At 55.3% G+C, this 21,687-nt stretch carries 19 protein-coding genes and 5 tRNA genes; 19 read left to right on the forward strand and 5 right to left on the reverse strand.

The window, feature by feature from the left end:
• Positions 1–45: 45 nt before the first annotated feature.
• Together GNG27_RS00785 and GNG27_RS00790 are read right to left on the reverse strand one after the other, a co-directional pair.
• Positions 46–1,062: a substrate-binding domain-containing protein gene (locus GNG27_RS00785; protein WP_142487789.1), complete on the reverse strand. Its 1,017-nt coding sequence runs from the start codon at positions 1,060–1,062 to the stop codon at positions 46–48.
• 132 nt (positions 1,063–1,194) lie between these two features.
• Positions 1,195–1,857 (reverse strand): OmpA family lipoprotein, encoded by a 663-nt coding sequence (locus tag GNG27_RS00790; RefSeq protein WP_142487790.1) that lies wholly within the window; start codon positions 1,855–1,857, stop codon positions 1,195–1,197.
• A gap of 168 nt (positions 1,858–2,025) precedes the next feature.
• On the opposite strand from GNG27_RS00790, the gene GNG27_RS00795 reads away from it, so the two are divergent.
• The gene (locus GNG27_RS00795; protein WP_156262663.1) at positions 2,026–4,353 is read left to right on the forward strand and encodes a molybdopterin guanine dinucleotide-containing S/N-oxide reductase; all 2,328 of its coding nucleotides are present in this window, start codon (positions 2,026–2,028) and stop codon (positions 4,351–4,353) included.
• On the opposite strand, the gene GNG27_RS00800 is transcribed toward GNG27_RS00795, so the two are convergent.
• Positions 4,316–4,762 (reverse strand): N-acetyltransferase, encoded by a 447-nt coding sequence (locus GNG27_RS00800; protein WP_142487792.1) that lies wholly within the window; start codon positions 4,760–4,762, stop codon positions 4,316–4,318. The two genes, GNG27_RS00795 and GNG27_RS00800, sit on opposite strands and share 38 nt — an antisense overlap.
• Positions 4,740–5,321 carry a DNA-3-methyladenine glycosylase I gene (tag, locus tag GNG27_RS00805; RefSeq protein ID WP_156262664.1) on the reverse strand — a complete coding sequence of 194 codons (582 nt, stop codon included), beginning with the start codon at positions 5,319–5,321 and terminating at the stop codon, positions 4,740–4,742. Before tag ends, GNG27_RS00800 begins: the two co-directional genes overlap by 23 nt.
• Before the next feature lie 180 nt (positions 5,322–5,501).
• Here tag and GNG27_RS00810 point away from each other — a divergent pair, with 180 nt between their 5' ends.
• From GNG27_RS00810 to dppF, 9 genes are all read left to right on the forward strand, one after another.
• Positions 5,502–6,206, forward strand: coding sequence for an autotransporter domain-containing protein (locus GNG27_RS00810; protein ID WP_156262665.1), 705 nt, complete (start codon positions 5,502–5,504; stop codon positions 6,204–6,206).
• Between the two features lie 204 nt (positions 6,207–6,410).
• Positions 6,411–7,613 (forward strand): MFS transporter, encoded by a 1,203-nt coding sequence (locus GNG27_RS00815; RefSeq protein ID WP_142487795.1) that lies wholly within the window; start codon positions 6,411–6,413, stop codon positions 7,611–7,613.
• A gap of 266 nt (positions 7,614–7,879) precedes the next feature.
• Positions 7,880–9,571, forward strand: a complete 1,692-nt coding sequence (eptB, locus tag GNG27_RS00820) for a kdo(2)-lipid A phosphoethanolamine 7''-transferase (RefSeq protein WP_156262666.1) — start codon at positions 7,880–7,882, stop codon at positions 9,569–9,571.
• 91 nt (positions 9,572–9,662) lie between these two features.
• Positions 9,663–9,739: transfer RNA gene (locus GNG27_RS00825), tRNA-Pro, on the forward strand.
• Positions 9,740–10,384: 645 nt separating this feature from the next.
• On the forward strand, positions 10,385–11,992 hold the full coding sequence (gene dppA / locus GNG27_RS00830) for a dipeptide ABC transporter periplasmic-binding protein DppA (protein ID WP_142487797.1): 1,608 nt from the start codon (positions 10,385–10,387) through the stop codon (positions 11,990–11,992).
• 177 nt (positions 11,993–12,169) lie between these two features.
• Entirely contained in the window at positions 12,170–13,189 is a 1,020-nt protein-coding gene (gene dppB, locus GNG27_RS00835) for a dipeptide ABC transporter permease DppB (protein WP_142487798.1), read from the forward strand.
• 9 nt (positions 13,190–13,198) lie between these two features.
• On the forward strand, positions 13,199–14,101 hold the full coding sequence (gene dppC, locus GNG27_RS00840) for a dipeptide ABC transporter permease DppC (RefSeq protein ID WP_142487799.1): 903 nt from the start codon (positions 13,199–13,201) through the stop codon (positions 14,099–14,101).
• Between the two features lie 10 nt (positions 14,102–14,111).
• The gene (gene dppD / locus GNG27_RS00845) at positions 14,112–15,095 is read left to right on the forward strand and encodes a dipeptide ABC transporter ATP-binding protein (protein WP_142487800.1); all 984 of its coding nucleotides are present in this window, start codon (positions 14,112–14,114) and stop codon (positions 15,093–15,095) included.
• Entirely contained in the window at positions 15,092–16,105 is a 1,014-nt protein-coding gene (gene dppF, locus GNG27_RS00850) for a dipeptide ABC transporter ATP-binding subunit DppF (protein WP_142487801.1), read from the forward strand. The genes dppD and dppF overlap by 4 nt, the downstream gene beginning before the upstream one ends.
• Positions 16,106–16,156: 51 nt before the next feature.
• Here the strand turns inward: dppF and coaA are convergent, their stop codons facing one another.
• On the reverse strand, positions 16,157–17,107 hold the full coding sequence (gene coaA, locus GNG27_RS00855; RefSeq protein ID WP_142487802.1) for a type I pantothenate kinase: 951 nt from the start codon (positions 17,105–17,107) through the stop codon (positions 16,157–16,159).
• 338 nt (positions 17,108–17,445) lie between these two features.
• Between coaA and GNG27_RS00860 the strand changes: the two genes are divergently transcribed.
• The 9 genes from GNG27_RS00860 (at position 17,446) to rplA (ending at position 21,644) form a co-directional block, all read left to right on the forward strand.
• Positions 17,446–17,521, forward strand: a tRNA-Thr gene (locus tag GNG27_RS00860).
• Positions 17,522–17,529: 8 nt separating this feature from the next.
• Positions 17,530–17,614 (forward strand) — tRNA-Tyr (locus tag GNG27_RS00865).
• Between the two features lie 118 nt (positions 17,615–17,732).
• Positions 17,733–17,807, forward strand: a tRNA-Gly gene (locus GNG27_RS00870).
• 6 nt (positions 17,808–17,813) lie between these two features.
• Positions 17,814–17,889, forward strand: a tRNA-Thr gene (locus tag GNG27_RS00875).
• A 118-nt stretch (positions 17,890–18,007) separates the two neighbouring features.
• The gene (gene tuf / locus GNG27_RS00880) at positions 18,008–19,192 is read left to right on the forward strand and encodes an elongation factor Tu (protein WP_142487803.1); all 1,185 of its coding nucleotides are present in this window, start codon (positions 18,008–18,010) and stop codon (positions 19,190–19,192) included.
• Between the two features lie 230 nt (positions 19,193–19,422).
• The gene (gene secE, locus GNG27_RS00885; protein WP_003862342.1) at positions 19,423–19,806 is read left to right on the forward strand and encodes a preprotein translocase subunit SecE; all 384 of its coding nucleotides are present in this window, start codon (positions 19,423–19,425) and stop codon (positions 19,804–19,806) included.
• Position 19,807: 1 nt separating this feature from the next.
• Positions 19,808–20,353 (forward strand): transcription termination/antitermination protein NusG, encoded by a 546-nt coding sequence (nusG, locus tag GNG27_RS00890; RefSeq protein ID WP_003862341.1) that lies wholly within the window; start codon positions 19,808–19,810, stop codon positions 20,351–20,353.
• Positions 20,354–20,507: 154 nt separating this feature from the next.
• The gene (gene rplK, locus GNG27_RS00895; protein WP_032615878.1) at positions 20,508–20,936 is read left to right on the forward strand and encodes a 50S ribosomal protein L11; all 429 of its coding nucleotides are present in this window, start codon (positions 20,508–20,510) and stop codon (positions 20,934–20,936) included.
• Between the two features lie 3 nt (positions 20,937–20,939).
• Entirely contained in the window at positions 20,940–21,644 is a 705-nt protein-coding gene (gene rplA / locus GNG27_RS00900) for a 50S ribosomal protein L1 (RefSeq protein WP_142487804.1), read from the forward strand.
• Positions 21,645–21,687: the final 43 nt, after the last annotated feature.

Consider the following 21,687-nt stretch of genomic DNA (forward strand, 5'->3'; position numbering starts at 1 on the left):
AAAAGTTCAGTATGCTGGATTTATGATCGCCATCACGAAGGGGACTTAACGCGCCGTGGAACCGCGTACGATCAGTTCGCCGGAGAAGACCTGCTCGCGCACGGCCTCATCGGCACCGTTGATCCGGCGGACTACCTGCTCGACGGCGGCAAAGCCAATCTGCCAGGTGGGCTGTTTGAGGGTGGTAATACCCACGCCTGCCAGCTCGGCCCACTCCAGCTCGTCAAAGCCCAGCAGACCGATGTCGCTGCCCCAGTGCAGGCCAATGCGCTTCAGCGAACGGGCGATCTGTAGCGTTAACGCGCCGTTAGCGGAGATGACCGCCTTGCGCATCCCGCGATGGCGGGTGTGAAACTGGCGCAGGGCGTTGTCCAGCTGCTCAGACTCGTGAAGGGGGATTTCGACGTTTTCAGCAACCACGCCGGCATAGCGGGCCAGGGTGGTGCGAAAGGCGCTCAGGCGCTCGCGGCGGGTATTGACCATTCCCAGCGGCTCGCTCAGGAACAGGATCGCTTCAAAGCCCTGTTCAATCAGGTGCTCGGTGGCGGTAGTGGCGGCCTGAGTGTTATCCAGTCCCACCACATCGCAGGCGAAATCGGGGATTTTGCGATCAATCAGCACCATCGGCAGGGCGGACTGTTGCAGGCGGTTCAGCCCCTCCTCGCGCATCCCCACGGCGTTGACCACGATGCCCTCCACCTGATAGCTGCGCAGCAGATCGAGGTAGTGCAGCTCCTGATCGACTTCGTTGTTGGTATTACACACCAGCGGGGTGAATCCTTTTTCCCGGCAGGCGGCTTCGATGCCGCTAAGGACATTAACGGAGTAGGGATTAGTGATATCGGCGATGATAAGCCCAATAAGACGGGTGCGGCCATGCTTCAGACCCCGGGCCATCAGGCTCGGGCGGTAGTCGAGTTCGGCAATAGCGTGTTCAATACGGGCCAGTAGCGCGTCGGAAAGCAGGTGTTTTTCGCCGTTGAGATAACGGGAGATGCTGGTTTTACCGGTTTTCGCGGCTTTCGCCACGTCGCTGATGGTGGGCCGTGTTGATTTACTCATCGCTGATTTCCTTGCTATTGGTGCGTACACCTTAGCGCGAAAATGCCCGGTGGCGCTACGCTTACCGGGCCTACGGAGTCAGAGCGAGATTTTCCAGGCCGGGTAAGGCGAAGCCGCCACCCGGCAATAAACTTACTGCACCGGGCTTAAGGTGATCTCAACGCGGCGGTTCTGCGCTTTGCCTTCCGCCGTGCTGTTGCTGGCGATTGGGTTCGCCGGGCCCATGCCGCTGGTGCGGATGCGGGTCGCCGCGACGTTCTGGGTGATCAGCGCGCTGGCTACCGCGTCCGCACGCTGCTGGGAGAGACGCATGTTCAGATCCTGGCTGCCGGTGCTGTCGGTATAACCCAGCACGTTCACCGCGGTTTTTTCGTACTCTTTCAACACCATCGCCACGCCGGTCAGGGTGTTGGCACCCGCCGGTTTCAGCGTTGCGCTGTTGCTGTCGAAGGTGACGTTATTCGGCATATTCAGAATGATGTTGTCGCCGCTACGGGTGACGCTCACGCCGGTACCCTGCATTTTGTCGCGCAGCTTCGCTTCCTGCACGTCCATGTAATAACCGGCACCGCCGCCCAGCGCGGCGCCTGCTGCGGCACCAATCAGGGCGCCTTTACCGCGATCTTTTTTCGAGGAGGAGAGGACACCTACACCTGCGCCTACCAGGGAGCCGATGCCTGCGCCAATGCCTGATTTACCCGCTTCGCGTTCGCCGGTGTATGGGTTGGTGGTGCAGCCTGAAACAACCAGTGCGCCGCTGACTACGGCGGCAATCATAAGTGCGCTTTTTTTCATCTTCTTTCCTTAAGCTTTTTTATTCTTTGCCACGACGGGCGTGGCGGTTGATTATGACGTGCAGTTACGGAGAAAATTCCGGGGATAACTCTTAAATTTGTGTCAAATCATAAACAGTCTCAATGAAGGCTGAGAAAACCTGCAACCGGCAATCCAGGAGCACACGCTGTGACCACTTCTACAAAAACCATTCTGACGGCAGCCCACTGGGGGCCCATGCTGGTCGAAACCGACGGCGATACGGTGATCTCATCCCGTGGCGCGTTGCCGACGCAGCACCCTAACTCCCTGCAAACCGCAGTGCGCGACCAGGTGCACAGCAAAGCCCGCGTGCGCTGGCCGATGGTCCGTAAGGGCTTTTTGGCGTCGCCGGATAATCCACAGGGCATGCGTGGGCAGGATGAGTTTGTGCGCGTCAGCTGGGATGAAGCGCTGGATCTTATCGACGCGCAGCACAAACGTATTCGTGAGAACTATGGTCCGTCGTCCATTTTTGCCGGGTCGTATGGCTGGCGCTCGAACGGCGTGCTGCACAAGGCGGCGACCCTGCTTCAACGCTATATGAGCCTGGCGGGCGGCTACACCGGTCATCTGGGGGATTATTCCACCGGCGCGGCACAGGCCATCATGCCTTATGTGGTGGGCGGCAACGAGGTTTACCAGCAGCAGACCAGCTGGCCGCTGGTGCTGGAGCACAGCGACGTGGTGGTGCTGTGGAGTGCCAACCCGCTTAACACCCTGAAAATAGCCTGGAACGCCAGCGACGAGCAGGGGATTCCGTACTTCGACGCGCTGCGTAAAAGCGGCAAGCGCCTGATCTGTATCGATCCGATGCGCTCCGAAACCATGGATTTCTTTGGCGAGAGCGCCGAGTGGATCGCCCCGCATATGGGCACTGATGTGGCGATGATGCTCGGTATCGCCCATACGCTGGTGGAGAACGGCTGGCAGGACGAGGAATTCCTCGCGCGCTGTACCAGCGGTTATGAAAAATTTGCCGACTACCTGACCGGGGAAACGGACGGTGTCGCCAAAACCGCCGATTGGGCTGCCGGCATCTGCGGCGTTCCGGCAGCGAAAATTCGTGAACTGGCAGCGTTGTTCCACAGCAATACCACTATGCTGATGTCCGGCTGGGGCATGCAGCGCCAGCAGTTTGGCGAGCAGAAACACTGGATGCTGGTCACCCTCGCGGCGATGCTCGGTCAGATCGGCACCCCGGGCGGCGGCTTTGGTCTTTCGTACCACTTTGCCAACGGCGGAAACCCGACGCGGCGCGCGGCGGTGCTGGCCTCCATGCAGGGCTCGGTCAAGGGCGGGACGGACGCGGTGGATAAATTCCCGGTCGCCCGCATCGTGGAGGCGCTGGAAAACCCGGGCGGCTTCTATCAGCACAACGGGCTGGATCGCCATTTCCCGGACATTCGCTTCGTCTGGTGGGCGGGCGGCGCCAACTTTACCCATCACCAGGACACTAACCGTCTGATCCGCGCCTGGCAAAAGCCGGAGCTGGTGGTGATCTCCGAGTGCTTCTGGACCGCGGCGGCGAAGCATGCCGATATCGTGCTGCCAGCCACCACCTCGTTTGAACGTAACGACATGACCATGACCGGCGACTACAGCAACCAGCATATGGTGCCGATGAAGCGGGTCGTGCCGCCGCGCGATGAAGCGCGTGACGATCTTGAGGTATTTGCCGAGCTGAGCGAGCGCTGGGAGCAGGGCGGCGGTGAGCGCTTTACCGAGGGCAAAACCGATCTGGAGTGGCTTGAGACCTTCTATCAGATTGCCGGGCAGCGCGGCGCGGCACAGGGAGTGACGCTGGCACCCTTTGCCGAATTCTGGGAAGCCAATGCCATCGTTGAAATGCCGGAGTCTGACGAGAACGCGAAGTTCGTGCGCTTCGCTGATTTCCGTCGCGATCCCGGGAGCCATCCGCTGAAAACCGAGAGCGGCAAAATTGTGATCCACTCCGAGCGTATCGCCAGCTACCAGTATGCCGACTGTCCGCCGCACCCGATGTGGCTGGAGCCGGACGAATGGCATGGTAACGGCGAGCCGGAGCAGCTGCAGATCCTGTCTGCTCACCCGGCGCACCGTCTGCACAGCCAGCTGAACTACTCCTCACTGCGCGAGCAGTATGCAGTGGCCGGGCGCGAGCCGGTGACGCTACACCCGGATGATGCCAAAGCGCGCGGCATTGCCGATGGCGACGTGGTGCGCGTCTGGAACCATCGCGGTCAGGTGCTGGCCGGGGCGGTGGTCAGCGATGGCATCAAGCCGGGCGTGATCTGCATTCATCAGGGGGCGTGGCCGGACCTGGATGCTGAAAATGGCGGAATTTGTAAGAACGGGGCGGTCAACGTGCTGACCAAAGATCTCCCCAGCTCGAAGCTGGGGAACGGCTGTGCGGGGAATACCGCGCTGGCGTGGCTGGAAAAATATCAGGGGCCGACGCTTACGCTGACGGCGTTTGATCCGCCTGCCAGCTCATAAGCCAGGTCGGGTGTTGGGTATCTTCCTGCCAGGCGCTATCTTCAATCCGAAAGCCCTGAGCATGGTAGAAATTCACCGCCCGGCTGTTCTTCTGGTAAACCTCCAGGCTTAACGACGGGTAGCGCTGCTGCACATGGTGGATCAGCGCATGCCCGATCCCCTTTCCGGCATACGCCGGATCGACAAAGAGCGCGCCGACAAAGGCCGACTCCATCACGCTGATGAAGCCCCGAAGCTGGCCTTCCTCTTCCCACACCCAGGTCTCTGCCGACGGCAGATAGACTTCCCGCACGACCGCCTCGCTCTCCTGCCAGTACTGCGCATCAATAAACGGGTGGGCGACGGTGGTGCTCTCCAGCCAGAGGGTCAGCAGAGGTTCGACATCGTCACTGAGCCATTTGCGGATCATGTTGACCTCCAGGATGACAGTGGCAGGCGGTGACGTGATCGTTAACCAGCCCGCAGGCCTGCATAAAGGAGTAACAGATGGTGGTGCCGACGAACTTAAAGCCGCGCTTTTTCAGCGCTTTCGACAGGGCATCAGAGGCGGGCGTAGAGGTGGGGATCTCTGCCAGCGTTGCCGCCTGGGTCACCTGCGGGGTGTTATCGACGAAGGACCAGACGAAATCACAGAACCGCTCGCCGTTCTCTTCCATCGCCAGGTAAGCCCGGGCGTTGCCAATGATGGCCTCGATTTTGCCACGATGGCGGATAATGCCTGCATCCAGCACTAACCTGTCGACGTCCGCAGTGGTCATCCCGGCGACAAGAACCGGATCGAACCGGTGGAAGGCCTGGCGATAGTTTTCCCGTTTCTTAAGCACGGTGATCCAGGATAATCCGGCCTGCTGGCCCTCAAGGCAGATCATCTCAAACAAATTCTTTCCGTCAGTTTCCGGCACGCCCCACTCCTTATCGTGATAGGCGATGTAGAGCGGATCCTGGCTAACCCAGCCACAACGTTGCATCGGTTCTCTCCCTTGTTGCTCCTGAAATTACAAAAATTTCAATCGACCCGGCTTGACGTGTCACCTAAAGAGACAATAGTTAATACAGGCTGATACGCAACATTCTTCATGTAGCCGCGTAGCCTCACTATAAACAATCACAAATATCGCCGAATTCGGCTCTTCTCTGGAGTCGCTTTGATGATTATAAAAAAAATAAGTGGCCGCCATGCCGTAACCGATCTGGTGAGTTTCTTGGCCTGTCTGCTGACAGGCAACACAGCAAATGCCTGGCAACAGGAATATATCGTTTCGGATACAAAAAGTAATACCACTGAGCGTTATACATGGGATGACGATCACCAACCGCGTTACGAGGATATTCTCAAAGAGCGGATCCTCTCTTCACAGAATATGCCCGGTCTGGCGCTGAATTTGCCCGATTCGTCACCGGCAGAGGCGACCAGCACGATGAGCGTGGGCTGGAGTATTCCCGTTGCCCGCCGTTTCACCACCGGACCGGTTGCCGCCTGGCATTACGATGGCTCCACGCCCAATATGTATAACGAGTTTGGCGACAGCGTGAACACGCAGTCGCTCACCGATCCGCTGTGGCATGCCAGCGTGAGTACGCTGGGCTGGCGCGTCGATACGCGCCTGGGCGATGTGCGGCCCTGGGCGCAAATCAGCTATAACCAGCAGTTCGGCGATAACCAGTGGAAGATGCAGTCCGGGTTGGGGCGCCTGGCACCCTCAACGCAGTACGGCAACTGGATGGATGTCACTGTCGGGGCCGATATGCTGATCAACCCATATATGGCGGCCTATGCTTCGATGTCGCAGGCCGAAAACATGTCCACCGGAGAAGATTATCTCTATACCCTCGGCGTCAGCGCGAGGTTCTGAAACCCGTGGATGAATGACCTGAGCGACTCCGGGTTCATCTTTTTCGGGGCGGGTTCAGACAGCAGTCCAGGTCATTCATTCCTGATTTTCGGCATTTCATTCCGGCACCTCTGCATTTCATGCCGTTTTACCCCTGCTCATGTAGGGTTTTGGTTATCGTTGTCAGCAGTGAATTTCCCTTTTTTCTGCTGCAGGACAACTGCCATGAATACCTCAAATTACAACCGCACCCGCTGGCTGACCCTTATCGGCACCATCGTGACCCAGTTTGCCCTGGGTTCAGTCTACACCTGGAGTCTGTTTAACAGCGCCCTCTCCGAAAAACTCGATGCCCCGGTCAGCCAGGTCGCCTTCTCCTTTGGCTTGCTGAGCCTGGGTCTGGCGCTCTCATCTTCCATTGCCGGTAAATTACAGGAACGCTTCGGCGTGAAGCGCGTCACTATGGCTTCCGGGATTTTGCTGGGGGTCGGCTTCTTCCTGACAGCCCACTCCAGCAACCTGATGATGCTGTGGCTGAGCGCCGGGGTGCTGGTGGGGCTGGCGGATGGCGCTGGCTACCTGTTAACCCTGTCGAACTGCGTGAAATGGTTCCCGGAGCGTAAGGGGCTGATCTCCGCCTTCGCCATTGGCTCTTATGGTCTCGGCAGCCTGGGCTTTAAGTTTATCGACAGCCATCTGCTGGCCACCGTCGGTCTGGAAAAGACCTTCATGATCTGGGGCGCTATCGTGCTGGTGATGATCCTGTTCGGGGCCACGCTGATGAAAGATGCCCCACAGCAGGAAGTTAAATCCGTTAACGGCGTGGTTGAGAACGACTTCACCCTGGCCCAGTCCATGCGTAAACCACAGTACTGGATGCTGGCGGTGATGTTCCTGACCGCCTGCATGAGTGGTCTGTATGTGATTGGCGTGGCGAAAGATATCGCTCAGGGGATGGTGAAACTGGATGCCGCAACGGCGGCCAACGCGGTCACCATTATCTCTATCGCCAACCTCTCTGGCCGCCTGGTGCTGGGGATCCTCTCCGATAAGATTGCCCGTATCCGCGTAATTACTCTCGGCCAGGTGGTGTCGCTGGTAGGCATGGCGGCGCTGTTATTCGCCCCGCTCAACGAAGTGACCTTCTTCGCCGCTATCGCCTGCGTCGCGTTTAACTTCGGCGGCACCATTACCGTATTCCCGTCGCTGGTAAGTGAATTCTTCGGCCTGAATAACCTGGCGAAAAACTACGGCGTTATTTATTTAGGCTTTGGTATCGGCAGTATTTGCGGGTCGCTTATTGCTTCGCTGTTTGGCGGTTTTTATGTCACCTTCTGCGTTATATTCGCCCTGCTAATCCTCTCCCTGGCGCTTTCCACCACTATTCGCCAGCCGCAGCGCGAAATATTTAAAGAAGCGCATGCCTGATTGAAACTCCCTCTAAAGGCCGGATATTCCGGCCTTTTTTATTTCTTCGGGAGGCAAAGAACAGGCCGCAGGTATGTCACCGGACTTGTTTTTTTGTAAATATTTGCAGGGATCACATTCTCTGTTGCCACTTTTTCTTTTCCCTGTGGTCTACTTACCGCGCTTAAAGACGTTTCCGATAACGATCCCCTGAGCAATGAAACACCCTGTTCACTTTTTGACCAAGAGTGGAGCGGCTCTACTTTACCTTTTCCCAGGTTGCATTAATGAAATATATCAAAGCGATGACGCAACAAAAGCTCAGCTTTTTGCTCGCGTTGTACATCGGTCTGTTTATGAATGGCGCGGTTTTTTTCCGTCGGTTTGATGGTTATGCGCAAGATTTTACCGCCTGGAAAGGAGTCGCTGCGGTCGTTGAACTGGTGGGCACTGTGCTGGTCACCTTCTTTTTGCTGCGTCTGCTGTCGCTGTTTGGACGGCGTATCTGGCGCGTACTCGCCACGCTGGTGGTGTTGTGCTCGGCGGGTGCCAGCTATTACATGACCTTTATGAACGTGGTGATTGGCTACGGCATTATTGCCTCGGTCATGACCACGGATATCGACCTCTCGAAAGAAGTGGTCGGTATACACTTTATTCTCTGGCTGGTTTGCGTCAGCATCCTGCCGCTGCTGCTTATCTGGAACAACCGCTGCCGCTATACGTTATTGCGCCAGCTGCGTACCCCAGGGCAGCGCATCCGCAGCGCCGCGGTCGTGGTACTGGCGGGATTAATGGTCTGGGGACCCATCCGGCTGTTGGATTTGCAGCAGAAGAACGTTGAGCGTACCTCCGGCGTGGATATGCCGAGCTACGGCGGCGTGGTGGCAAACTCCTATCTGCCGTCCAACTGGATCTCCGCGCTGGGGTTATATGCCTGGGCGCAGGTGGATGAGTCCTCCGATAATAAATCGCTGATGAACCCGGCGAAGAAATTCACCTATCAGGCGCCGTCTGATATCGACGATACCTACGTGATTTTCATTATTGGCGAAACCACGCGCTGGGATCATATGGGTATTCTGGGCTATGAGCGGGATACTACTCCGAAGCTGGCGCAGGAGAAAAACCTTGTCGCCTTCCGCGGTTATTCCTGTGATACCGCCACCAAGCTCTCGTTGCGCTGTATGTTCGTGCGCGAGGGCGGGGCGAGCGATAACCCGCAGCGGACGCTGAAAGAGCAGAACGTCTTCTCGGTACTGCGTCAGCTGGGCTTTAGCTCCGACCTCTACGCGATGCAGAGCGAGATGTGGTTCTACAGCAACACCATGGCCAACAACATCGCCTACCGTGAGCAGATTGGCGCCGAGCCGCGTAACCGCGGTAAGAACGTGGACGACATGTTGCTGATCGACGAGATGCAACGCTCCCTGCAGGGCAACGAAGACGGTAAGCACCTGATCATCCTGCATACCAAGGGCTCGCACTTTAACTACACCCAGCGTTATCCGCGCAGCTTTGCCAAATGGACGCCGGAGTGTAAGGGCGTGGATAAAGATTGCAGCAAAGCGCAGCTGATCAACTCTTACGACAACTCGGTGACCTATGTGGATCACTTTATCGACAGCGTGATTGACCAGGTACGTGATAAGAAGGCGATTGTCTTCTACGCTGCCGACCACGGTGAGTCGATTAACGAGAAAGAGCACCTGCACGGTACGCCGCGCAAGATGGCTCCACCGGAGCAGTTCCGCGTCCCGATGATGGTCTGGATGTCCGACAAGTATCTGGAGAATCCGGACAAAGCTAAAATGTTCGCCCATCTTAAAGAGCAGGCGGATATGAAAGTGGCACGTCGTCATGTGGAGCTGTACGACACGATCCTGGGTTGCCTCGGTTATACCTCGCCAGACGGCGGGATTAACGAGAATAACAACTGGTGTAAAGTGCCGGACGGCGCTGTGAAAGCCGCAAAGTAACAGGCCTGGCGACTTTATAGCCGATTGAAAGGCTTTTGCAAAATAAGGGATTGACGGAGGCAGAGCGTAGCAGTAAGATGCGCTCCGCATTCGGCGAGTAGCGCAGCTTGGTAGCGCAACTGGTTTGGGACCAGTGGGTCGGAGGTTCGAATCCTCTCTCGCCGACCACATTCGAAAACCCCGCTCTTTGAGCGGGGTTTTTTGCATTTATTGTCCGCAGAAATCCATCGCATTAAAGCCTTATCTTTACAGACTTATCAAAACACGGCCTACCTCTCGTTCACCCTGCCTGTTAACCATTATGTGACATATTCCATTGTATTTTTTTATCTTTAGATTGATCTTTTTTCGCGTTGCTTATGGATAACCTCAGCATTTTCCCCTGTGCGTTTTAACGTTCATGGTATTTAGTGCGCAGATAATCGCCATTCTGTAAGAAAATTTACCCCGGTTGAATAAATGTTAATCACTGGTTGTAGCAGATTGCGTAGAGAGTTGTGCTGCGTCATGGCGGGTAGCATAAATTTCCCTGCTGAAAATACGCTCCGGTAGTTTTTTTAATCTTTGTTTGCCAATTCTCACACTTAGCGTAAATCCCCGTCACCTGTATTGACGTTTTCACATTCTGTTGACAGATTGTAGGGCACGAGGGGCACTTCAGGGAGGATCTGCGCTGCAACTCAGTCGCTCTTCTGAAAGGAATCTCCATCCCTTATAACGCCTCAGGGCAACACCGACCGGACCGGGTAAAAAATAAATTAAAGGTCAGGCGGAGTAACACAACAAAAAACATCACATTGGAGCAGAATAACAATGAGTATTTCCTTGAAGAAGTCAGGGATGCTGAAGCTTGGTCTGAGCCTGGTGGCTATGACCGTCGCAGCAGGCGTACAGGCAAAAACCCTGGTCTACTGTTCTGAAGGCTCGCCGGAAGGCTTTAACCCACAGCTCTTTACCTCTGGTACGACGTACGACGCAAGCTCTGTACCTATCTATAACCGTCTGGTTGAATTCAAAACCGGCACCACGGAAGTTATTCCAGGTCTGGCTGAGAAGTGGGAAGTCAGCGAAGACGGTAAAACCTATACCTTCCACCTGCGTCAGGGCGTGAAGTGGCAGGACAGCAAAGAGTTCAAACCAACGCGCGATCTGAATGCAGACGACGTGGTGTTCTCCTTCGACCGTCAGAAGAATGCCCAGAACCCGTACCACAAAGTCTCTGGCGGCAGCTATGAGTACTTCGAAGGCATGGGCCTGCCAGACCTGATCAGCGAAATCAAAAAAGTGGACGACAACACCGTTCAGTTCGTGCTGACTCGTCCTGAAGCACCGTTCCTGGCTGACCTGGCCATGGACTTCGCCTCTATTCTGTCGAAAGAATATGCCGACAACATGCTGAAAGCCGGCACGCCGGAGAAAGTGGACCTGAACCCGGTTGGTACCGGTCCGTTCCAGCTGCTGCAGTATCAGAAAGACTCCCGCATTCTGTACAAAGCGTTCGAAGGTTACTGGGGCACCAAGCCGCAGATCGACCGTCTGGTCTTCTCCATCACGCCTGACGCCTCCGTGCGTTACGCCAAGCTGCAGAAGAACGAGTGCCAGGTAATGCCGTACCCGAACCCGGCTGATATCGCGCGCATGAAGCAGGACAAAAACATCAACCTGCTGGAGCAGGCGGGTCTGAACGTCGGCTACCTCTCTTTCAACACCGAGAAAAAACCGTTTGATGATGTGAAAGTGCGTCAGGCGCTGACCTACGCGGTCAACAAAGAAGCGATCATCAAGGCCGTTTATCAGGGCGCAGGTGTTGCCGCGAAGAACCTGATCCCACCAACAATGTGGGGCTACAACGACGACGTTAAGGATTACACCTATGACGTTGAGAAAGCGAAAGCACTGCTGAAAGAAGCGGGCCAGGATAAAGGCTTTACCGTTGAGCTGTGGGCAATGCCAGTACAGCGTCCTTACAACCCGAACGCACGCCGTATGGCCGAGATGGTTCAGGCTGACTGGGCGAAAATCGGCGTTCAGGCCAAGATCGTGACCTACGAGTGGGGCGAGTACCTGAAGCGTGCTAAAGCAGGCGAGCACCAGGCGGTCATGATGGGCTGGACTGGCGACAATGGGGATCCGGATAACTTCTTCGCAACCCTGTTCAGTTGTGCAGCGGCGAAAGACGGTTCTAACTACTCTCGCTGGTGCTACAAGCCGTTCGAAGATCTGATTCAGCCGGCACGTGCTGCAGAAGATCACAACAAGCGTATCGAACTGTACAAACAGGCTCAGGTTGTCATGCATGAACAGGCACCAGCGCTGATCGTGGCTCACTCAACCGTGTACGAGCCAGTGCGTAAAGAAGTTAAAGGCTATGTGGTTGATCCACTGGGCAAACACCACTTCGAAAACGTTTCTGTTGAATAATTAAAAGCAATGCCAGGCGGCGCTGCGCTTGCACTGGCCTACGGAATGTAGGCCGGGTAAGCGTAGCGCAACCCGGCAGCAGTGCTTTATTCCCTCTCTGAAAGGGGAGGGAATAAGATTTGTGAGCAATACAGACGTCGCGCCTCCAGGCGTACGTCATTAGAGAGAATCCGGGTTATGTTGCAGTTCATCCTCCGACGTCTGGGACTTGTTATCCCCACGTTTATCGGTATCACCCTTCTCACCTTTGCCTTCGTCCATATGATCCCCGGTGACCCGGTAATGATTATGGCGGGCGAGCGTGGTATTTCTCCTGAACGTCATGCGCAGCTGTTAGCCGAACTGGGGCTGGATAAGCCTATGTGGCAGCAGTATCTCCACTATATCTGGGGCGTGTTGCATGGTGATTTAGGTATTTCGCTGAAAAGCCGTCTGCCGGTGTGGGAAGAGTTCGTACCACGATTTAAAGCAACGCTGGAACTCGGTGTCTGCGCCATGATTTTTGCCGTCTCCGTGGGTATTCCGGTGGGCGTGCTGGCTGCGGTGAAACGTGGCTCTATCTTTGATCATACCGCCGTTGGCCTGGCGCTGACCGGTTACTCCATGCCTATCTTCTGGTGGGGCATGATGCTGATCATGCTGGTGTCGGTGCAGTGGAACCTGACCCCGGTGTCCGGGCGCGTCAGTGATATGGTCTTCCTTGATGACACCAACCCGCTGACCGGCTTTATGCTGATCGACACGGCTATCTGGGGTGAAGAGGGCAACTTTATCGATGCGCTGGCGCATATGATCCTGCCGGCCATGGTGCTCGGTACGATCCCGTTGGCGGTTATCGTGCGTATGACCCGTTCGTCGATGCTGGAAGTGCTGGGCGAGGATTATATCCGTACCGCCCGCGCCAAAGGTCTGACCCGCATGCGGGTGATCATCGTTCATGCCCTGCGTAACGCCATGCTGCCGGTAGTAACGGTTATCGGCCTGCAGGTAGGGACGTTGCTGGCAGGGGCGATCCTGACCGAAACCATCTTCTCCTGGCCGGGCCTGGGGCGCTGGCTGATTGACGCGCTGCAACGCCGTGATTATCCGGTGGTACAGGGCGGTGTACTGCTGGTGGCGACGATGATTATTCTCGTCAACCTGCTGGTCGATTTGCTGTACGGCGTGGTGAACCCGCGTATTCGTCATAAGAAGTAAGGGGCCATCATGTCACAAGTATCTGAAAATAAAGTGGTCGCTGCACCGGTGCCAATGACGCCGCTGCAGGAGTTCTGGCACTACTTCAAACGCAACAAAGGCGCGGTAGTAGGGCTGGTGTATGTTGTCATCATGATCTTGATCGCGGTGTTCGCGAACTTTCTTGCGCCGTACAACCCGGCGGAGCAGTTCCGTGATGCGCTGCTTGCACCACCTGCATGGCAGGACGGCGGTACCCTGACGCATCTGCTGGGTACTGACGATGTAGGCCGTGATGTGCTGTCCCGTCTGATGTACGGCGCGCGTCTTTCGCTGCTGGTGGGCTGCCTGGTAGTGGTACTGTCCCTGATTATGGGGGTGGTACTCGGTCTGGTGGCTGGCTACTTCGGCGGTGTGGTGGATAACATCATTATGCGTGTTGTCGACATCATGCTGGCGCTGCCAAGCCTGCTGCTGGCGCTGGTGCTGGTGGCGGTCTTTGGGCCGTCAATCGGCAACGCCGCCCTGGCCCTGACGTTCGTGGCGCTTCCTCACTACGTGCGATTAACGCGTGCGGCGGTGCTGGTGGAAGTGAACCGTGACTACGTGACCGCCTCTCGCGTGGCGGGTGCGGGCGCGATGCGCCAGATGTTCGTCAATATTCTTCCAAACTGCCTTGCGCCGCTGATTGTTCAGGCGTCGCTCGGTTTCTCTAACGCCATTCTCGATATGGCCGCTCTTGGCTTCCTTGGCATGGGTGCGCAGCCGCCAACACCGGAGTGGGGCACCATGCTCTCCGATGTGTTGCAGTTCGCGCAAAGCGCCTGGTGGGTTGTGACCTTCCCGGGTCTGGCGATCCTCCTGACGGTGCTGGCATTTAACCTGATGGGTGATGGTCTGCGTGATGCACTTGATCCCAAACTGAAGCAGTAAGAGGCACGAGATGGCGTTATTAAATGTAGATAAATTATCGGTGCACTTCGGTGACGTGGGCTCCGAGTTTCGCGCCGTAGATCGGGTTAGCTACAGCGTAAATCAGGGTGAAGTTGTCGGCATCGTGGGCGAGTCAGGTTCCGGTAAATCGGTAAGCTCTCTGGCGATCATGGGGCTGATTGATTACCCTGGCCGCGTAATGGCGGAAAGCCTGGAGTTCAACGGCCAGGATCTGAAGCGGATCTCTGAAAAAGAGCGTCGCAACCTGGTTGGCGCCGAAGTGGCGATGATCTTCCAGGATCCGATGACCAGCCTCAACCCATGCTACACCGTCGGTTTCCAGATTATGGAAGCAATTAAGGTGCATCAGGGTGGGAATAAGAAAACCCGTCGTCAGCGGGCAATCGACCTGCTGACCCAGGTGGGTATTCCTGACCCGGCCTCGCGTCTGGATGTCTATCCGCACCAGCTGTCCGGTGGGATGAGCCAGCGCGTTATGATCGCCATGGCCATTGCCTGTCGTCCGAAGCTGCTGATTGCCGATGAACCGACGACCGCGCTGGATGTGACCATTCAGGCGCAGATCATCGAGCTGCTGCTGGAGCTGCAGCAGAAAGAGAACATGGCGCTGATCCTGATCACCCATGACCTGGCGTTAGTGGCCGAAGCGGCGCATAAAATCATCGTGATGTATGCCGGACAGGTAGTTGAAACCGGCAGCTCGCACGATATCTTCCGCGCGCCGCGCCATCCTTATACTCAGGCGCTCCTGCGCGCGCTGCCGGAGTTTGCTCAGGACAAGGCGCGTCTGGCGTCGCTGCCGGGCGTGGTACCGGGTAAATATGACCGCCCGACCGGCTGTCTGCTGAACCCGCGCTGCCCGTATGCCACGGACAAATGCCGCATCGATGAGCCGGATCTTTATACCCTCAACGATGGCCGTCAGTCTAAATGCCACTACCCACTCGATGACGCCGGGAGGCCCACACTATGAGTTCGCAAGAGGCCACCATGCAACAGCCGCTGTTGCAGGCTATCGATCTGAAAAAACACTACCCGGTCAAGAAGGGGCTGTTTGCTCCGGAACGCCTGGTGAAAGCGCTGGATGGCGTCTCCTTTACTCTGGAGCGCGGCAAAACGCTGGCAGTGGTGGGGGAGTCCGGCTGCGGGAAATCCACCCTGGGCCGTCTGCTGACCATGATTGAAACCCCGACCGGGGGCGAGCTTTACTATCAGGGGCAGGATCTGCTCAAGCACGATCCCGACGCGCAGAAACTGCGGCGCCAGAAAATCCAGATTGTGTTCCAGAACCCGTATGGTTCCCTGAACCCGCGTAAGAAAGTGGGGCAGATTCTGGAGGAGCCGCTGCAGATCAACTCCACGTTGAGCAAAGAGCAGCGTCGCGAGAAGGCGCTGGCGATGATGGCGAAAGTGGGGCTCAAGACCGAGCACTACGATCGCTATCCGCACATGTTCTCCGGCGGTCAGCGTCAGCGTATCGCTATCGCCCGTGGTCTGATGCTCGACCCGGATGTGGTGATCGCCGACGAACCGGTCTCCGCACTCGACGTTTCCGTCCGTGCGCAGGTGCTGAACCTGATGATGGATTTGCAGCAGGATTTAGGCCTGTCGTATGTCTTCATCTCTCACGACCTGTCGGTAGTGGAGCACATTGCCGATGAAGTGATGGTGATGTATCTGGGCCGCTGCGTGGAGAAGGGGACGAAAGATCAGATCTTTAATAACCCGCGCCATCCTTATACGCAGGCGCTGCTCTCTGCGACACCGCGCCTGAACCCGGATGAACGTCGGGAGCGTATTAAGCTGACCGGCGAGCTGCCAAGCCCGCTCAACCCGCCGCCGGGCTGTGCTTTCAACGCCCGCTGCCGTCGTCGTTTTGGGCCGTGCACCCAGCTGCAACCGCAGTTAAAAGACTACGGCGGTCAACTGGTGGCCTGCTTCGCCGTCGATCAGGATGAAAACGGCGAGAAGCCCCTGGCGTAAGTCATAAAAAAACCGGCGATAAGCCGGTTTTTTTATTGGGGCGGTGAATAGCTATTTCCGTAAACGAATCTGGTCGACAGCGTGTTTCTCACTCTTGGTGAGGATCAGGCTGGCGCGCTCACGCGTCGGCAGAATGTTCTCTTTCAGGTTCACGTAGTTGATCTCATTCCACAGCGAGGTGGCCACATTAACAGCCTCATCTTTCGAGAGCTGGGCGTAGTTATGGAAGTAGGAGTCAGGGTCGGTGAACGCCCCTTCGCGGAACTTAAGGAAGCGGTTGATGTACCAGCTCTGCAGGAGATCTTCCGGCGCATCCACGTAGATAGAGAAATCGACAAAGTCAGAGACAAACACATGATGCGGATCGTGAGGATAGTCCATCCCGCTCTGCAGAACGTTTAATCCTTCCAGAATCAGAATGTCCGGCTGCACCACCGTTTTGTCCCCGTCAGGGATGCGGTCATAAATCAGATGCGAGTACACCGGAGCCGTCACGTTTGGCACGCCGGATTTCAGATCCGACACGAATTTCACCAGACGGTGCATATCATAAGAGAGCGGAAAGCCTTTCTTCTTCATCAGACCGCGTTCTTTTAACACCTCGTTAGGGTGCAGGAAGCCGTCGGTAGTGATCAGCTCCACGCTGCGGTGTTCCGGCCAGCGGCTCAGCAGCGCCTGCAGAACACGCGCGGTGGTGCTTTTCCCCACGGCGACGCTGCCGGCAATACTGATAATATAAGGAATGCGCTGCCCGTTCGTACCGAGGAACTGCTCAAGTACGGCCTGTCGGCGGAGGTTGGAACTGATATAGAAATTCAGCAAACGCGAGAGAGGTAAATAAATTTCAGCCACTTCTTCAAGCGACAGGTCTTCGTTTATCCCTTTTAACCGTGCGATTTCGCCTTCCGTTAAGGTCATGGGAACGGAGTCACGCAGAGCAGCCCACTGGCTGCGGCTAAACTGGAGATAAGGCGTCATTAACGTTTGCTCTTTTTTGCTCATAAGCACGCTTGAGTGAGGCGTCTTATCCCACACCAGAGGCTAGCCGTGCGGGGTAGAGCACATCACATATATAGTTAATTTTGGACAATGCGCAGGAGGTTAACACCAGATGGGCCGAATAATAAGAAAAAAAGTGGCCGAGTGTTGCGTTAAGCGTGAAACGTCACAGACCGGGTTTCACCCCTTTTGAGGACCGTAAATGATGAATATTTGCGCGCATTTGCCTGGAAATACAGCGTTATTCTCTCTTCTCGCACAAAATGTGAGCGAAAGAACGATTTATGCAAATTTTTAGTTGCATGAACCTGCAGGGCTCCCTAAAATGCGCGCTACTTGATGCCGACTTAGCTCAGTAGGTAGAGCAACTGACTTGTAATCAGTAGGTCACCAGTTCGATTCCGGTAGTCGGCACCATCAAGTCCGGTGGGGTTCCCGAGCGGCCAAAGGGAGCAGACTGTAAATCTGCCGTCACAGACTTCGAAGGTTCGAATCCTTCCCCCACCACCACTTTCTGGCAGCGTTAAAGCCGCCGGAGCTGGTTGGAAAAAATTGACCAGCTCGAACTTAAAAAGAGAGAAATCTCTTTTTTTGTTACAGAAAGAACTGGGTAGCCGAGTTTCAGGATGCGGGCATCGTATAATGGCTATTACCTCAGCCTTCCAAGCTGATGATGCGGGTTCGATTCCCGCTGCCCGCTCCAATACGTGCTGATATGGCTCAGTTGGTAGAGCGCACCCTTGGTAAGGGTGAGGTCCCCAGTTCGACTCTGGGTATCAGCACCACTTCACTTCTCCCTCCCGTTTCTCTCTGTTTCAATTTAAATGTATTCAACAGTTCAGGCATTTCGCCTGGTTGATGTGGTGATATCACCGATTTATCCGTGTCTTAGAGGGACAATCGATGTCTAAAGAAAAGTTTGAACGTACAAAACCGCACGTTAACGTCGGTACTATCGGCCACGTTGACCATGGTAAAACAACGCTGACCGCTGCAATCACTACCGTTCTGGCAAAAACCTACGGTGGTTCTGCTCGTGCATTCGACCAGATCGATAACGCACCAGAAGAAAAAGCTCGTGGTATCACCATCAACACTTCCCACGTTGAATATGACACCCCGACTCGCCACTACGCACACGTAGACTGCCCGGGCCACGCCGACTATGTTAAAAACATGATCACCGGTGCTGCGCAGATGGACGGCGCGATCCTGGTTGTTGCTGCGACTGACGGCCCTATGCCTCAGACCCGTGAGCACATCCTGCTGGGTCGTCAGGTAGGCGTTCCTTTCATCATCGTGTTCCTGAACAAATGCGACATGGTTGATGACGAAGAGCTGCTGGAACTGGTTGAGATGGAAGTTCGTGAACTCCTGTCCCAGTACGACTTCCCGGGCGACGATACCCCAATCGTTCGCGGTTCCGCGCTGAAAGCGCTGGAAGGCGAAGCAGAGTGGGAAGAGAAAATCATCGAACTGGCTGGCTACCTGGATTCCTACATCCCAGAGCCAGAGCGTGCGATTGACAAGCCGTTCCTGCTGCCTATCGAAGACGTATTCTCCATCTCCGGTCGTGGTACCGTTGTTACCGGTCGTGTAGAGCGCGGTATCGTTAAAGTTGGCGAAGAAGTTGAAATCGTGGGTATCAAAGAGACTGCCAAGTCTACCTGTACCGGCGTTGAAATGTTCCGCAAACTGCTGGACGAAGGCCGTGCCGGTGAGAACGTTGGTGTTCTGCTGCGTGGTATCAAACGTGAAGAAATCGAACGTGGTCAGGTTCTGGCTAAGCCAGGCTCCATCAAGCCGCACACCAAGTTCGAATCTGAAGTGTACATCCTGTCCAAAGACGAAGGCGGCCGTCATACTCCGTTCTTCAAAGGCTACCGTCCACAGTTCTACTTCCGTACTACTGACGTGACCGGTACCATCGAACTGCCAGAAGGCGTTGAGATGGTAATGCCAGGCGACAACATCAAGATGGTTGTTACCCTGATCCACCCAATCGCGATGGATGACGGTCTGCGTTTCGCAATCCGTGAAGGCGGCCGTACTGTTGGCGCGGGCGTTGTTGCTAAAGTTCTCGGCTAATTGCTGATAACATTTGACGCAATGCGCATGAAAAGGGCATCATTTGATGCCCTTTTTGCACGCTTTCGAACCAGAACCTGGCTCATCAGTGATTTTATTTGTCATAATCATTGCTGAGACAGGCTCTGAAGAGGGCGTTTTAGTCCGAAACGCAACAGAGCATTTCGGTTTGGTTCGCCTCGCTATCGCGGGGTGAAAATGTTTGTAGAATACTTCTGACAGGTTGGTTTATGAGTGCGAATACCGAAGCTCAAGGGAGCGGGCGCGGCCTGGAAGCGATGAAATGGGTAGTAGTAGCTGTATTGCTGATCGTGGCAATCGTTGGCAACTACCTTTATCGCGACATGATGCTGCCGCTACGCGCGCTGGCAGTGGTAATTCTGATTGCTGCAGCGGGTGGTGTCGCGCTGTTGACGACCAAAGGTAAAGCGACCGTCGCTTTTGCCCGCGAAGCGAGAACCGAAGTCCGTAAGGTCATTTGGCCGACTCGCCAGGAAACATTGCACACCACGCTGATTGTAGCTGCGGTTACCGCTGTAATGTCACTGATCCTGTGGGGACTGGATGGTATTCTGGTTCGCCTGGTATCCTTTATCACTGGCCTGAGGTTCTGAGATGTCTGAAGCCCCTAAAAAGCGCTGGTACGTCGTTCAGGCGTTTTCCGGTTTTGAAGGCCGCGTAGCAACGTCGCTGCGTGAGCATATCAAATTACATAATATGGAAGAGTTGTTTGGCGAAGTTATGGTTCCGACCGAAGAAGTGGTCGAGATCCGTGGCGGCCAGCGTCGCAAAAGCGAGCGCAAATTCTTCCCGGGTTACGTGCTTGTTCAGATGGTGATGAACGATGCAAGCTGGCACTTAGTGCGCAGCGTACCGCGCGTAATGGGCTTTATCGGCGGCACGTCTGACCGTCCGGCGCCAATCAGCGACAAAGAAGTTGATGCGATTATGAACCGCCTGCAGCAGGTTGGTGATAAGCCGCGTCCGAAAACGCTGTTTGAACCGGGTGAAATGGTTCGTGTTAATGACGGTCCGTTTGCTGACTTTAACGGCGTGGTTGAAGAAGTGGACTACGAGAAGTCCCGCCTGAAAGTTTCCGTTTCTATCTTCGGTCGTGCGACCCCGGTAGAGCTGGACTTTGCCCAGGTAGAAAAAGCCTAAGCAGCGATCAAAAAAGCGACGATTTAACCGTTGCACAGGGCGCGAGATTGGACTACAATTTCGCGCCTTTTGTTTTTATGGATTGCATCCGTAAAACGAATTTTATCACGGGGAGCCTCCTTGAGGCGCTATAACCCAATCAGAGGATTTTACAATGGCTAAGAAAGTACAAGCCTATGTCAAGCTGCAGGTTGCAGCTGGTATGGCAAACCCAAGTCCACCAGTTGGTCCAGCTCTGGGTCAGCAGGGTGTGAACATCATGGAATTCTGTAAAGCGTTCAACGCCAAAACCGAATCTCTGGAAAAAGGTCTGCCAATCCCAGTCGTAATCACTGTTTACGCTGACCGTTCTTTCACTTTCGTTACCAAGACCCCGCCGGCAGCAGTTCTGCTGAAAAAAGCGGCTGGTATCAAGTCTGGTTCCGGCAAGCCGAACAAAGACAAAGTTGGTAAAATTTCCCGCGCTCAGCTGCAGGAAATCGCGCAGACCAAAGCTGCCGACATGACTGGTTCCGACGTTGAAGCGATGACTCGCTCCATCGAAGGTACTGCACGTTCCATGGGCCTGGTAGTGGAGGACTAAGAAATGGCTAAACTGACCAAGCGCATGTCCGTAATCCGTGGCAAAGTTGATGCGACCAAACAATACGACATCAACGAAGCAATCGCTCTGCTGAAAGAACTGGCTACCGCTAAGTTCGTAGAAAGCGTTGACGTTGCTGTTAACCTCGGTATCGACGCTCGTAAATCCGATCAGAACGTTCGTGGCGCAACTGTACTGCCACACGGTACTGGCCGTTCCGTACGTGTAGCTGTATTTGCTCAGGGTGCAAACGCTGAAGCTGCTAAAGCTGCCGGCGCTGAACTGGTAGGTATGGAAGATCTGGCTGATCAGATCAAGAAAGGCGAAATGAACTTTGACGTTGTTATTGCTTCCCCGGATGCAATGCGCGTTGTTGGCCAGCTCGGCCAGGTTCTGGGTCCACGCGGCCTGATGCCAAACCCAAAAGTTGGTACTGTAACCCCTAACGTTGCTGAAGCGGTTAAGAACGCTAAAGCAGGTCAGGTTCGTTATCGTAACGACAAAAACGGCATCATCCACACCACCATCGGTAAAGTGGACTTTGACGCTGACAAACTGAAAGAAAACCTGGAATCTCTGCTGGTTGCGCTGAAAAAAGCAAAACCAACTCAGGCGAAAGGCGTGTACATCAAGAAAGTTAGCATCTCCACCACCATGGGTGCAGGTGTTGCAGTTGACCAGGCTGGCCTGAGCGCTGCTGCAAACTAATGCCTTTACGTGGGCGGTGGATTTGTCTACAATCTTACCCCCA

Origin of the sequence: Leclercia sp. 119287 (assembly GCF_009734485.1) — a bacterium.
Classification (GTDB): Bacteria; Pseudomonadota; Gammaproteobacteria; order Enterobacterales; family Enterobacteriaceae; genus Enterobacter; species Enterobacter adecarboxylatus_C.